The following is a 13,035-nucleotide window of genomic DNA, read 5'->3' on the forward strand; positions in this document are numbered from 1 at the left end:
CCCGTGCAGACCGGCCCGGCCGCGCGATCTCGTCGCCGGCCGCGGCCGGTGGTCGCCGACGGGACGAGTTGGCGTCGCGGGTGAGGCCTACGCCGTCGCGAGGAACGCGTCGAGCAGGCCCACGACGACCGTCGCCGAACGCTCGGCCGCGTCGTCGACGTGCGCGCTGAAGTCGACGCCCGCGATCGGTCCGCACAGGTCGGAGATGCCGCGCACGGAGAGGAAGGGCACCCCCGCCAGGTACGCCGCCTGCGCCAGCGCGGTCGACTCCATGTCGCACGCGAGCGCGTCGGGGAACGCCTCACGCATGCCCACGGCCCGCTCCGCGTCGACGAAGACGTCGCTCGACACGATCAGGCCGGTGCGCACGGTCGGCCCACCGGCGTCGACGCCCGCCGCCGCGGTCAGCAGGGCGGGGTCCGCATCGAACCGCGCGGGCATGCCGGGTACCTGTCCGAGCGCGTAGCCGAAGACCCGCGCGTCGGCCGCGCCGAACACGGTCGTCGCGCCGACGACCACGTCGCCGACGCGCACGTCGAGCCCCAGGCCGCCGGCCGAGCCCGCGCTCAGCGCGACGCGCGCGCCCGTCCCGTGCAGCGCGAGCGTCGCGGCCGAGGCCGCGTTGACGATGCCGATGCCGCAGGTCACGAGCAGGACGCGCGCCCCGTTCATGTCGAGCACGCGGCGCCGGGCGCCGACGACCTCGACCTCGTCCCCGACGGCGGACGCCCGGTCGAGGAAGGGTGACGCCTCGACGCCCATCGCCGTGACGACGACGGCGTCCGCACGAGCACCGGATGCGGCGGACAGCTCCGCGATGCCGCTCACGCCGTCACCGAGCTCCACTCGTCACGGGCCGCGAGGAACGTGCGGGCGACATCCTGCGCGCCGGCGAGGGTGTGGTGCGCGCCCCAGCCGCACTGCACCTCGTTGGCCGCGGGCACCTCGTCCGCGCCGAGGACGTCGGTGAGCGTGGCGGCCACGAGGTCCGCGACCTGCTCGGTCGTCCACCGGCCCTCGAGCATGAGGTAGAAGCCCGTCTGGCAGCCCATGGGGGAGAAGTCCAGGACACGGTCCGAGTGGTTGCGCGCGTGCTCGGCGAACAGGTGCTCGAGGGAGTGCACGGCGTCCATCTCGAGGTGCGCCACGTTCGGCTGCGTGAACCGCACGTCGAACTTCGACAGGACGTCCCCGTGGGGCAGCTCCTTGAGGTCCGCGAGCCGGATGTACGGCGCGACGACGGTGCGGTGGTCCAGGTTGAACGACTCGACGTTCATGCGAGGTGTGTCCACGTGACCAGTGTGCGGCATCCCGCACGTGGTCCGCCGGTGCGTCCGCGCACAGCGGAGCGGGCGCGGGCTCAGCGCGCGCGCAGCTCCACGAGCACCCGCGGGAGCTCGGCCAGGAGCTCGCGCGCCAGGTACCCGTGCGGCCCCACGGCCGCCGCGAGCCGGTCACCCGCCACGCCGTGCACCTCGACACCGAAGCAGGCAGCCTGCGCCGGGTCGGCGCCGCGTGCGAGCAGGCCGCCGACGGCACCCGCCAGGACGTCCCCGCTGCCCGACGTGCCCAGCCCGGAGTACCCGGTCGACGAGCGCCAGCGTCGCCCGTGCGGCTCCGCCACGACCCCGGCGCAGGCGACGACGACCCCGTACTCGTCCGCGATGCGGGCGGCCGCGGGGACGTCACCGTCGTCGCGTCCCTCGTCGGTGGTGCCGGCCTCCTCGCCCAGGAGGCGACCGGCCTCGCTCGTGTTGGGCGTGAGCACCGCGCGCCCCTGCAGCGCCTCACGGACGTCCGCGGCGTCGCGCAGCACGCCCAGCGCGAACGCGTCGAGCACGAACGGCGTCGCGTCGGGAGCGGCCCGCACCGCGGCACGCAGCAGGGCGAGCGTCCCGTCCGGCTCGTCCAGTCCTGGCCCGACGACGACGACGTCGGCACGCTCCAGCTCGCTGCCCAGCGTGTCGCCGGGACCCGTGACGGAGCCCGTGGGCCCCTCGTCGAGCGCGACGACCCCTGCCTCGGGGACCGCGACGGCCAGCGGTGCGGCGACCGACGCGGCCACGCCGAGCGTGAGCCGACCCGCGCCGACGCGCAGCGCCGCGAGCCCGGCCAGCAGGACGGCGCCCGGCGTCCCGCGCGCACCGCCGAGCACGAGCACGCCCCCGCGCGCGTCCTTGCCGCCCGTGGGCTGCGGCAGCGGGTGATCCCGCAGCAGCGCGGGGCTGAGCACCAGGTCACCCACCGGAGTCACCCGTTCCCGGGTGCTCGGTCACCGGCGCGTCGAGCTCCGCGAGGTGGTCGACCTCGTCGAAGGCGACGAGCCGCCACGCGCCGTCGACACGGTCGAGCCGGGTGACCGAGGCGTTGCGCACGCTGCGTTCGCGCACGACGGCCATGAGCTCGTCCTCGGTGAGCTCCTCGAGCGCGAAGCGCAGCAGCATGACGACCGCGTCGTGCGCGACGACGAGCACCCGTCGGTCCGCGTCACGGGGCGCCAGGTCGCCGACGGCGGCGCGCAGCCGCAGCGCGACGTCGGCCCACGACTCGCCGCCCGGCGGGCGGTGGTACATCTTCCCGAGGTGCCGGCGGCGCTCGGCCTCCTCGGGGTACCGGTCCCGCACGCCGCGCCACGTCAGGCGATCGAGGATGCCGAGCTCGCGGTCGCGCAGGCGCTCGTCGCGCCGCACCGTCAGGTCGAGCCCCGCGGTTCGGAGCGCGATCGTGGCCGTCTCCAGCGTCCGCAGGTACGGCGAGCACCAGACGACCTCGGGCTGCTCGTCCGACGGCAGCGTGGCGAGCCAGACGCCGAGCGCCTCGGCCTGGGCGCGCCCGAGGTCCGACAGCGGGGTGTCGGCGTCCCGCGTCGCGACGTCGACCACGGGCGCAGCCTCGCGGTCGGCGCGGGTGGCCGCGACGTTGCCGACGCTCTCACCGTGGCGCACGAGCACGAGGCTCGTCGGGGTGGCGGCGGGCGTCGTCACAGGCGGTCGCGGTCCTCGAGCGCCGGCAGGATCGTCGTGGGGATCGCGTACGCCAGCCCGAACGCCAGGATGCCGGCGGTGACGAACGCGGCGCCGGCGAACCCGTCGGAGTCGAAGCCGATCGTCAGCAGCGCGAACGCGCCGACGAAGAGCAGCAGGCACAGCACACCCGTCGCGGCGCGCGAGGGAGCCTCGGGTGCCGCGTCGGTCGTGGGCGCGGTGTCGTCGTGGGCCATGGCTCCTCCTGGGTCGGGGCGGGGTCGGGCCCAGTATCGCCGGGTCCCGCGAGGGCGGCACGTCAGTCCACGCCCGGGGTCCCGCCCCGGCGGGTGCGTCAGCGCAGGGGCAGGGCGCGGCGGGCCCTCGGCCCGTAGGCCGGCATCCGCCCGAGGTGCGTGGTCTGCAGCAGGACGAGCACCCGCTGGCGGTGGCCCTGCCAGGGGGACAGCAGCCGCAGCATGCCCGCGTCGTCGGCGCGGCGGCCGGTGAGCGCCCAGCCCACCAGGTGCGGCAGGTGCGCGTCCCCCACCTGCACGGCATCGGGGTCGCCCAGCGCGCGTGACGTCACCTCGGCGGCCGTCCACGGGCCGATGCCGCGCACGGTGAGCAGGCGGCGCGCGAGCTCGGCGGGCGTCAGGTCCGCGTGGAACGCGTGCGCGACGGCGGCTGCCCGCCGCACGGTGTCCGACCGTTGCGCGTCGACCCCTGCACCGCGCCACTCCCACACCGGGAGCGTGGCCCACACGCGCGGCGGCGGTGCGACGCGCAGCCCTTCGGGAGCAGGCCCGGGCGCGGCCGTGCCGTGCCGGGTGACGAGCCGGCGCCAGGACGCGTGCGCGTCGACGCCCACGACGCGCTGCTCCAGCACCGCGGTGACGACGGTGGACCACACGTCCCCGCCCCGCGCGAGGCGCACCCCGCCGTGCGTGCGGTGGGCACGCGCCACGACCGGGTGCAGGTGGGCTGCGAACCCGCTCGCGTCGTCCTGCAGGCCCAGCAGGCCCGGGGCGTCGGACAGGGCGGCCTCGGCACCCGGGCCCCACGCGTCGGCGCGCACGCCGCCGGGCACGGGGCGCAGCCGCAGCGTCACGACGTCGCCGCCGCGTCGGGTCGCGTGCCAGATCCCGTCCGGCGCCCAGGACCACGTGGGGTCACCCGTGCCGCGCCTCAGGCGTCCGGTCGTGCGGCGCACGTCGAGACCCGCGGGGCACGGGACGACGACGTGCGCGTCGCCGGTCGCGTCGCTCGTCACGTCGCTCGTCACGGTCACGGTCACGGTCACCAGGATGCACCCGAGCGGGTGCGGCCCCGGGGCTGCACCTCACGCACCGGCACGACCGCCGTCAGTCGCCTGTCGTCGGCCGTGTCACCAGGGCGGCGAGGATGATCTCGTTGCCGTCCGGGTCGCGGACGTGGGCGTACCGCCCGTCGTCGTCCTGCGCCGTGTGGTGCGCCGGGGCGCCGAGCGCGGCACAGCGCTCGACGGTCCCGTCGAGCTCGGCCGGGTCGAGGTACAGGACCAGGAAGGGGCCGGTGCCGCCCTGCCGGCCCACGGGGTCCTCGGACGCCGCCGGTCGCAGCCAGAGTCCCGCGTCCGTGAGCCCGCCGGGGCCGACGTGCAGCAGGGGATAGTCGCCGAAGCTGCCCTCGAACAGGGTGCGGAACCCGAAGGCGTCGCGGTAGAAGGCTGCGGCGCGCCCCAGGTCCGGGGTGACGAGCGCGGCCCGTCCGAGTGTGATCATGGCCGCAACGTAGTGGCCGCCACCGACACCGGCCGTCGAGGCCGCGCGCGGAGCTTCACCCTCGGCGTGCCGGATGCCGGTGACGTGGGGCACACTCTGCCGATGGACGCACGACCGGCGCTGGGCGGGCACCTCGAGGTTCGTGACGAGGGCGCCACGCTGCGCGTCGTCCTCGGCGGCGCGATCGACCTGGCGGTGCGGGAGCGGGACGCGCCCGCACTGTGGGACGCGCTCGACGCGCCGGCCGTGCGCGGGGTGGACGTCGACGCGTCGGACGTGACCTTCCTCGACTCGACCGGGCTGTCCGTCCTGGTGCGGCTCGCACGGGACGCAGCCGAGCGCGGGCTGCCCCTGAGGCTGGCCGCGGTCAGCCCGCGGGTCGCGGACCTCCTGGAGCAGACCGGGGTGGGGGACTGGATGGCGGCGCTTACCGACTCCCTGACCGACGCCCGCTGACGCAGGGGCGGCACGCCGCCGGGCTCAGTGCCCGCGCAGCCGCTCGATGGCGCGCCGGTCGCGCTTGGTGGGGCGGCCGGCACCGCGGTCGCGCTGGGCGGCGACCGCCACCTGGTCGCGCGGCGGCGGCACGGGCGAGCGGTCGAGGTAGGACGCCTGCGCGACCTCGGCGGACACGCGCTTGACCAGCAGGCGCTGCACGACCACCAGCCGTTCCCGGTGGCCGCCGCGCACCTGCACCTCGTCGCCCGGCACCACCTGTGTGGCCGGCTTGGCGCGCTCGCCGTTGACGCGCACGTGACCGGCGCGGCAGGCGGCACCCGCCGCCGACCGCGTGGGGAACAGGCGGACGGCCCAGGTCCAGGCGTCGACGCGGACGCGTCCCTGCGGCTCGGCCATCGCGCCACCTCCTCGTCGCTGTCCCGTCGACCACCGACGTCAGCCTGCCACGACGTCCGGGTGCGACGCCCGCAGGCCGCGTGGCCGCCGGGGCGGCGGCCACGCGGCCGCGGGGCGTCGGTCAGCCGCGCAGCTCGAGGTACCGGGCGATGAGGGCGCGGGTGGACGGGTCCTGCGCGGCCAGCGCCGCCTCGTCGCCCTGCACTGCCGGTGCGATCTGCGTCGCGAGCTTCTTGCCCAGCTCGACGCCCCACTGGTCGAACGAGTCGATGCCCCACACCACGCCCTGCGCGAACGTGATGTGCTCGTACAGCGCGATGAGCTGACCCACCACCGACGGCGTGAGGGCGGGCGCCAGGATCGAGGTCGTGGGGCGGTTGCCCGGGAACACGCGCGCCGGGACGATCTCCTCCGCCGTGCCCTCCGCCCGCACCTCCTCGGCCGTCTTGCCGAACGCGAGCGCCTTGGTCTGGGCGAAGAAGTTGGCGAGGAACAGGCTGTGCACGTCGGTGTCGCCGTCGCGCAGCGGGTAGGCGGGGTTCGCCACGGCGATGAAGTCCGCCGGGATCAGGCGCGTGCCCTGGTGGATGAGCTGGTAGAACGCGTGCTGCCCGTTGGTGCCGGGCTCGCCCCAGAAGACCTCACCGGTCTGCGTCGTCACCGGGGTGCCGTCCCAGCGCACGGACTTGCCGTTGGACTCCATCGTCAGCTGCTGCAGGTACGCGGGGAAGCGGTGCAGCAGCTGGGCGTACGGCAGCACCGCGTGCGTGTGCGCGCCGAGGAAGTTGACGTACCAGACGTTCAGCAGGCCCATGAGGAACGGCACGTTCTGCGCGACCGGGGTGGTGCGCGTGTGCTCGTCGACCGCGTGGAAGCCCGCGAGCAGGTCGCCGAACGCGTCGGGGCCGATCGCGATCGCCAGCGACGTGCCGATCGCGGAGTCGACGGAGTACCGCCCGCCGACCCAGTCCCAGAACCCGAACGCGTTGTCCGGGTCGATGCCGAAGTCGGCGACCTTGTCCAGGGCCGTCGACACGGCGACGAAGTGCTTCGCGACGGCGTCGCGCCGCGCGTCGTCGGAGTCGTCGATGTGGCCGCCGGCGGCCAGCGAGTCCCACAGCCACTGGCGCGCGAGCCGCGCGTTGGTCAGCGTCTCGAGCGTGGTGAACGTCTTGGAGGCGACGATGAACAGCGTGGTCGTCGGGTCGAGGTCCGCGGTCTTCTGCGCGAGGTCGGTGGGGTCGATGTTGGAGACGAACCGCACCTCCAGGTCGTCGGCGACGTAGGGCTCGAGGGCCTCGTAGACCATGACGGGACCCAGGTCCGAGCCGCCGATGCCGATGTTGACGACGGTACGCACCGCCTCGCCCGTGACACCCGTCCACTCGCCGGAACGGACCTGCTCGGCGAACGCGAAGACCTCGCCCAGCACGGCCTGCACGTCGTCGTCGACCTGCTGGCCGTCGACGACCAGCGGCGGCTCGGCGTCCGCGGGGCGACGCAGCGCGGTGTGCAGGACGGCGCGGTCCTCCGTGACGTTGATGTGCTCGCCCGAGAGCATCGCGGCGAACCGGTCGGTGAGGTGCACCTCGTCGGCCAGGCGTGCGAGCAGCGCGATCGTCTCGTCGGTGACCAGGTTCTTCGACAGGTCGACCGTGAGGTCGGCGAGCTGCAGGGTCAGCCGCTGCGCGCGGTCGGGGTCGTCCGCGAACCAGCCGCGCAGGTCCGGGTGCAGCGTGCTCTCGTGCTCCGAGAGCGCCTGCCAGGCGCTCGTGGTCGTCGGGTCGATCGGCGGCGTGGGCACGTGGCTCTCCTGGTCTCGACGAGCGGGGCCCGGCGGGTTCCCCCGGTCAACCGTAGGGCCGGCGGGCCGGTGCCCGCACGGGACGTCCGGCGGCGGGGGACGGATACCGTGTGCGGCATGCCTCGCCTGCCTGTCGCCCTCGTCGCCGCAGTCGGTCTCGTCGCCGCGTTCGCGCTCGCGCAGGGCACGGGTGTGCGGTGGCTCGGCGGCGTGATCCTGCTCGCCACCGTCGTGGCGTGCCTGGTGCTGGCCGTGCCGCGGGTCGGCTGGTGGCGTCCGCTCGCCGTGGCGGCGGTGGGCCTCGTCGTGTTCGTCCTGTCGCACGTCGCAGCCGACGTGCTGGGCCCGTGGCCGGCCGTGCTGACGGCCGCGGCCGTGCTCGGTGCGACGGGCTGGTGGCTCGTCGACCGGGCACGGCCGCGGGTCGTCGCGGACCGCTGAGGCGTCAGCGGTAGGTGATGCTCGACGTGCTGTAGCCGCACGCGCTGCTCGGACCCGACCCGACCTTGGTCGGCTCCCCGGACGTGACGCCCCGGTACTCCTCGCAGATGACGATCTTGCGCGACGAGTCGTTGAGGATCGTCACGCCGGAGATCGTCGCGCGGTCCCCGAGGTTCGGGTTGATCCCGACGAGCGCCTTGCCAGGAGCGGTGACCTGGATGTTGGAGATCTGCACCGTCCGGGCGTGCTGCGTGGAGCAGTTGCCGCACGAGCGGTAGAGCTTGCCGAAGTCGGAGACCTGGAAGTTCTTGATGACGAAGGTGCCCGGGCCGTTGTGCTGGAACACCTTGTCGGACGCGTACCGGGCACCGCCGCCGTCGACGGTCATGGTCTGCGAGGACGACGAGCCCTTGAAGGTCGCGGCGTCCTCGCCGACGTCCTCCCACCAGACGTTCTGCACGGTGCACGTGCCCTTGCAGTGGATGCCGTCACCGGCGCCGGTGCCGATGATGACGTTCTTGATGGTCGCGCCGTCCGCCAGCTCGAACATCGCGGGCTGGCCCTCGTCCTGCCCGCCCGAGGAGATGCCGTAGTACCGCACGAGGCGGCCGTCGAGCGTGCCGCTGACCTTGATGGTCGAGGACACCTTCTGCTGCCCCGTGGCCGACGGCCACGACACGTTGCCAGTGGGCGGGGGCGTCGTGGGGGACGTGGTGGGGGCGGTCGTGGGCGTGCCGCCGCCCGACCCGACCTGTACGAGCTGCCACTGCTGGTTGTACTGGTTGTTGTCGGTGAGCTGGGTGACCGTCGCGCCGTCGGCGGTGGAGCGGTCGGTGACCGTGACGGCCTTGCCGGAGTGCCGGTTGAGCAGCCGGACGTACGCGCCGCTCGCGGAGTCGGACAGCTTGAACTGCTGGTTGGTGCCGTTGAGGTCGGTGTACTGGCGGAACTGGCCGCCGTCGGCCGTCGACCACTCCCACAGGTCGAGGACCTTGCCCGAGTGCCGGGACTTCAGCCGGTAGTACCCGGAGCCGGAGTCCACGAACTGCCACTGCTGCCAGTTGCCGTCGTTACGGGGCCACTGCTGGATGACGGCGCCGTCGGCCGTGGAGGTGTCCCTGATGTCCATCACCTTGCCGCTCTGGCGGTTGACGAGGACGTACCAGGCGTTCGTGTCGACGCTGGCGGCGGTGGCGCTCAGGGCCGTGGCCAGGCCGAGGGTGCCACCCAGCGTGAGGGCGAGGGCGGCGGCGAGCAGGACGCGGAACGAGCGTCGGGTCGCCGGTGGTCTGCTGGACATGTCTGCCTCTCGTAGGTGAAGCGCTTGCGCGGCCACCCAAGCACGGCAAGCGTTTGGGGTGAAGACCCTGAACCCGGATGAAACGCTTCGCTGTGAACGATCACATGGCGTGTCGTCGCGCCGAGGTCGCATCCGCGCGGAGGCGGGGCTGCGAGGATGCCCGCATGCCCGCTCCGCTCGTCTGCTGCGGCCTGACGACACTCGACGTCACGCAGACGCTCGACCGCCTGCCCGCCGCCGACGAGAAGGTCGTCGCCGACGGCCTCGACGTCACCTTCGGAGGGCCCGCCGCCAACGCAGCGGCCGTGGCCGTCGGCCTGGGTGTGCCGACCACGCTCGTCACCGTCCTGGGCACCGGTCCGTTGGCGGACGTCGCGCGTGGGGGCCTGGCAGCCGCGGGCGTCGCCGTCGTCGACCTCGCACCCGACGCGCCCGACGTCCTGCCCGTGTCGACCGTGCTCGTGACGCGCGCGACCGGCGAGCGCGCCGTGGTGTCGGTGAACGGCGCGCGCACGCCCCGGCTGCCCGCGCCCACGGCGGACCTGCTGACGGGCGTGCGTGCGCTGCTCGTCGACGGGCACCACCCCGACGCGGCGATGGCGCTCGCGCGCGCCGCCCGCGCGGCGGGCGTCCCGGTCCTGCTCGACGGCGGCAGCTGGAAGCCGACGACCGCGGACCTGCTCACGGTGGTCGACCTCGCCGTCCTGTCGGGCGACTTCCGGCTGCCGGCGCCGGGCGACGCTCGAGGGCTCGGCGGCGTGCTCGACGACGAGGCCGTCGACGCGCTCCTCGACGCCGTCGCGGCGTACGGGCCGTCGTTCGTCGCGCGCAGCGCGGGCGCCGGGCCGGTCCGGCTCCGCCACGCGGGTCCCGACGGAGCGGTGGCGAGGTCGGTGCTCCGCCCTCCTGCCGTCCCGCGCGGCGCCGTCGTGGACACCCTGGGTGCCGGTGACGTGCTGCACGGCGCGATGGCCGCGGCGCTCGCACGGGGGGAGGGGCCGTCGGACGCCCTGGCGGAGGGGGTGCGTCGGGCGACCGCCTCCGTGCGCTACGCGGGCGCCCGGGGATGGCTGGGCGCGTCGCGCGACCGGTTCTGACGCGCCGCGCGGCGCTCGTGGGCCGTACGTCACCGGCAGATGACCTGCCTCGTACGGACGTGTGACGTGCCGGTCACGATGTGATCACGGTCACGTCCGGCCGTTGACGCCGATTTGTAAGGAAGGTCTACTAACAAACATGCCGAGGTCGTCGCAACCGCTCACCGCCCGCACCGCGGGCCCGGTCCGGCACCGGCTGCGCCCGACCACGAAGGTGCTTCCCGAGCACGCCCGGGCCCACAACCGGTCGCTCGTCCTCGGGCACCTGTTCCACGACGGACCGTCGTCCCGCGCGGACATCGCGCGCAGCACCGGCCTGACCCGCGTGACGGTCTCCGACCTGGTCGCGGCCCTGCTCGCCGAGGGCCTCGTCGCCGACCTCGGCGTGCGCGCCGAGAGCCGGGTGGGCAAGCCCGCGACCCTCGTCGGTCTGCGCGCGTCGGACCACCACGTCGTCGTCGTCGACCTCACCGACGACGCGACGGTCCACGGTGCCGTCATGACCCTGGACGGCCAGGTGGTCACCCGTGAGCACGTGCCGAGCGGCGGCGCGACGGGGTCCCAGGCCGTGACGCTCGTCGAGGAGCTGTGCCGTCGGCTCCTGGCCGGCACGACCGGGATCGTCGTCGGCGTCGGCATCTCGTCACCGGGTGTCGTCGACGCCGCGGGGCGCGTCGTCGAGGCGCCCAACCGCGGGTGGTACGACGTGCCGCTCGCCGCACGCCTGTCCGCCGCGCTCGGCGCCCCCGTGCACGTCGCCAACGACGCCAACACGCGCGCGCTCGGGGAGTACACCTACGGCGGTGCCGCGTCCGACGCGATGGTCGTCACCGTGGGCCAGGGGGTGGGCGCCGGCATGCTCGTCGACGGTGCCCTCGTGCGCGGGCGCGGCCACGCCGCCGGAGAGATCGGGCACGTCACCGTCGTCGACGAGCAGACCGCCGGTGAGACCCCGCTGCCGTGCGCCTGCGGACGCACGGGCTGCCTCGAGACCGTGCTCAGCGCGCCCGCGCTGCGCCGCCGCATCGGTCTCGCCCCCCAGGACGCCGACGCCGCGCTGGCGTCGGTCGGACGGATGCTGGGCCGCGCCCTGGCACCCGTCGTCAGTGCGCTCGACCTCGCCGAGGTCCTGCTCTCCGGCCCGCCGGAGCTGCTCGACGGACCGTTGCGCGAGGCCACGACCACCACCCTCCGTGACAGGACGATGCCCGTCATCGGGCAGGGCCTGCGGGTGCGGATGGCGGCTCTCGACGAGGACGCGGCGCTCGCAGGCGCCGCCGTGCTCGTCCTGTCCGGGCAGCTCGGGATCACGTGACGGTCCGGAGCGACCGGGGCCGGCCCGTCGTCACGTGACGACGACGAGCCGGCCGTCCAGCAGATCGGCAGCACCACCCACCGGCGTCGTCGTGACGACGACCGCCTCGCACACGGGAGGAACCCCCACGTGAAGATCCTACGTTTCGGCGCCGTCGGCATAGCGGCGGCACTCGCGCTCACGGCGTGCTCCGACGGCGGCGACGCCGGTACGGGCGCCGCGTCCGGCGGGTCGCAGGGCACCGAGATCCGCGTCTGGCTCGTCGGCACCGACACTCCCGACGAGGCCCGGGAGTACCTGACGACGACGTTCGAGAAGGAGAACCCGGGCTCGACGCTCACGATCGAGGAGCAGTCCTGGACCGGGCTGGTCGACAAGCTCACCACCGCGCTGGCGTCGTCCGACTCGCCCGACGTCGTCGAGGTCGGCAACACCCAGGCCGCCACCTTCACGTCGGCCGGGTACTTCGCGCCGCTCGACGACATCGCCGAGGACCTCGGCGGGGACGACCTGCTGCCCGGGTTCGTCAAGGCCGGCACGTGGGAGGACACCTTCTACGCCGCGCCCTACTACGCCGGCTCGCGCATCGTGTTCTACAGCGAGCAGGTCCTGGGCGGCACGCCCGTCCCGACGACGCTCGACGAGTACGTCGCGACCGCCAAGTCGCTGAAGACCGCCGACCGCTCCGGCCTGTGGTTCCCCGGGCAGGACTGGTACAACGCCCTGCCGTTCGTGTGGGAGAACGGCGGCTTCATCGCCGAGCCGGACGAGGACGGCACCTGGGAGGCGGGATTCTCCTCCCCGGGCGGCATCAAGGGTCTGACGCAGGTGCAGGACCTCATGGTCAACGCGTCGAACGCCCCCAAGGACGGCGACGAGGCCGAGCTCCAGGTGCCCTTCTGCGCCGGTCAGACGACCTTCCTGTCCGCGCCGAACTGGATCCGCTGGTCCATCCAGGCACCCGCCGACGCCGAGGCCCCCGGCTGCCCCGACACGTTCGGCGCCGACCTGCAGGCCTTCCCGCTGCCCGGCACCGAGGCCGGGACGACGGCCAAGGTCTTCGCCGGCGGCTCGAACGTCGCGGTCGCCACGAAGTCGGGCGACATGGACCTCGCCAAGAAGGCCCTGACGATCCTGCTCTCGGAGGAGTACCAGACGATCCTCGCGGAGAACTCGATGATCCCGGCCCGCAAGTCCCTGGCGGCGGCGCTGCCGGACGACGAGTTCACGCAGGCGTCGGCCGCCGCCGCGGCCAACGCCGAGCTCACGCCCGCGACGCCGAAGTGGGGCGACGTCGAGGCGCAGAAGGTCATCCAGGACGCGCTCGTGCAGATCGCGCAGGGTGGTGACGTCGAGACGATCGCGCAGCAGCTGGACGCGCAGATCGAGTCCATCCTCAACGGCTGACGCGGCGCCACCGGCCGGGGCCAGCGGCGTACGCGGGCCCCGGCCGGGTCCACCCGGAGGGACACCATGAGCTCGACCACGCTCCAGACC

Annotated in this window: 15 protein-coding genes; 5 read left to right on the forward strand and 10 right to left on the reverse strand. The window is 74.4% G+C overall.

The window, feature by feature from the left end:
• Positions 1-87: 87 nt before the first annotated feature.
• From mtnN to NP048_RS06480, 7 genes are all read right to left on the reverse strand, one after another.
• Positions 88-828 carry a 5'-methylthioadenosine/S-adenosylhomocysteine nucleosidase gene (mtnN, locus tag NP048_RS06450; protein ID WP_227577388.1) on the reverse strand — a complete coding sequence of 247 codons (741 nt, stop codon included), beginning with the start codon at positions 826-828 and terminating at the stop codon, positions 88-90.
• Positions 825-1,277 carry an S-ribosylhomocysteine lyase gene (locus tag NP048_RS06455; protein WP_227577712.1) on the reverse strand — a complete coding sequence of 151 codons (453 nt, stop codon included), beginning with the start codon at positions 1,275-1,277 and terminating at the stop codon, positions 825-827. The genes mtnN and NP048_RS06455 overlap by 4 nt, the downstream gene beginning before the upstream one ends.
• 83 nt (positions 1,278-1,360) lie before the next feature.
• Positions 1,361-2,245 carry an NAD(P)H-hydrate dehydratase gene (locus NP048_RS06460; protein WP_227577389.1) on the reverse strand — a complete coding sequence of 295 codons (885 nt, stop codon included), beginning with the start codon at positions 2,243-2,245 and terminating at the stop codon, positions 1,361-1,363.
• Complete coding sequence (locus NP048_RS06465) at positions 2,238-2,984, reverse strand: histidine phosphatase family protein (protein ID WP_227577390.1); 747 nt, start codon at positions 2,982-2,984, stop codon at positions 2,238-2,240. Before NP048_RS06465 ends, NP048_RS06460 begins: the two co-directional genes overlap by 8 nt.
• Positions 2,981-3,220: a hypothetical protein gene (locus NP048_RS06470; RefSeq protein WP_227577391.1), complete on the reverse strand. Its 240-nt coding sequence runs from the start codon at positions 3,218-3,220 to the stop codon at positions 2,981-2,983. Before NP048_RS06470 ends, NP048_RS06465 begins: the two co-directional genes overlap by 4 nt.
• Positions 3,221-3,318: 98 nt before the next feature.
• The gene (locus NP048_RS06475) at positions 3,319-4,260 is read right to left on the reverse strand and encodes a DNA-3-methyladenine glycosylase family protein (protein WP_227577392.1); all 942 of its coding nucleotides are present in this window, start codon (positions 4,258-4,260) and stop codon (positions 3,319-3,321) included.
• A 67-nt stretch (positions 4,261-4,327) separates the two neighbouring features.
• Positions 4,328-4,726 (reverse strand): VOC family protein, encoded by a 399-nt coding sequence (locus NP048_RS06480; protein WP_227577393.1) that lies wholly within the window; start codon positions 4,724-4,726, stop codon positions 4,328-4,330.
• 102 nt (positions 4,727-4,828) lie between these two features.
• On the opposite strand from NP048_RS06480, the gene NP048_RS06485 reads away from it, so the two are divergent.
• Positions 4,829-5,182, forward strand: coding sequence for an STAS domain-containing protein (locus tag NP048_RS06485; protein WP_227577394.1), 354 nt, complete (start codon positions 4,829-4,831; stop codon positions 5,180-5,182).
• 24 nt (positions 5,183-5,206) lie between these two features.
• On the opposite strand, the gene NP048_RS06490 is transcribed toward NP048_RS06485, so the two are convergent.
• Positions 5,207-5,581 carry an RNA-binding S4 domain-containing protein gene (locus NP048_RS06490; RefSeq protein ID WP_227577395.1) on the reverse strand — a complete coding sequence of 125 codons (375 nt, stop codon included), beginning with the start codon at positions 5,579-5,581 and terminating at the stop codon, positions 5,207-5,209.
• Positions 5,582-5,702: 121 nt separating this feature from the next.
• On the reverse strand, positions 5,703-7,385 hold the full coding sequence (gene pgi, locus NP048_RS06495) for a glucose-6-phosphate isomerase (RefSeq protein ID WP_227577396.1): 1,683 nt from the start codon (positions 7,383-7,385) through the stop codon (positions 5,703-5,705).
• Between the two features lie 117 nt (positions 7,386-7,502).
• Between pgi and NP048_RS06500 the strand changes: the two genes are divergently transcribed.
• A complete protein-coding gene (locus NP048_RS06500) occupies positions 7,503-7,826 on the forward strand; it encodes a cation diffusion facilitator family transporter (RefSeq protein ID WP_227577397.1) in 324 nt (107 codons plus the stop codon).
• 4 nt (positions 7,827-7,830) lie between these two features.
• Here NP048_RS06500 and NP048_RS06505 read toward each other — a convergent pair whose 3' ends face one another.
• A complete protein-coding gene (locus NP048_RS06505; RefSeq protein ID WP_227577398.1) occupies positions 7,831-9,126 on the reverse strand; it encodes a pectate lyase in 1,296 nt (431 codons plus the stop codon).
• A 164-nt stretch (positions 9,127-9,290) separates the two neighbouring features.
• Here NP048_RS06505 and NP048_RS06510 point away from each other — a divergent pair, with 164 nt between their 5' ends.
• From NP048_RS06510 to NP048_RS06520, 3 genes are all read left to right on the forward strand, one after another.
• Positions 9,291-10,223, forward strand: coding sequence for a PfkB family carbohydrate kinase (locus NP048_RS06510; RefSeq protein WP_227577399.1), 933 nt, complete (start codon positions 9,291-9,293; stop codon positions 10,221-10,223).
• A 139-nt stretch (positions 10,224-10,362) separates the two neighbouring features.
• Positions 10,363-11,538, forward strand: a complete 1,176-nt coding sequence (locus NP048_RS06515; protein WP_227577400.1) for an ROK family transcriptional regulator — start codon at positions 10,363-10,365, stop codon at positions 11,536-11,538.
• Between the two features lie 129 nt (positions 11,539-11,667).
• On the forward strand, positions 11,668-12,945 hold the full coding sequence (locus NP048_RS06520; RefSeq protein ID WP_227577401.1) for an extracellular solute-binding protein: 1,278 nt from the start codon (positions 11,668-11,670) through the stop codon (positions 12,943-12,945).
• Positions 12,946-13,035: the final 90 nt, after the last annotated feature.

Origin of the sequence: Cellulomonas xiejunii, from assembly GCF_024508315.1 — a bacterium.
In the GTDB taxonomy this organism is placed as follows: Bacteria; Actinomycetota; Actinomycetes; order Actinomycetales; family Cellulomonadaceae; genus Cellulomonas; species Cellulomonas xiejunii.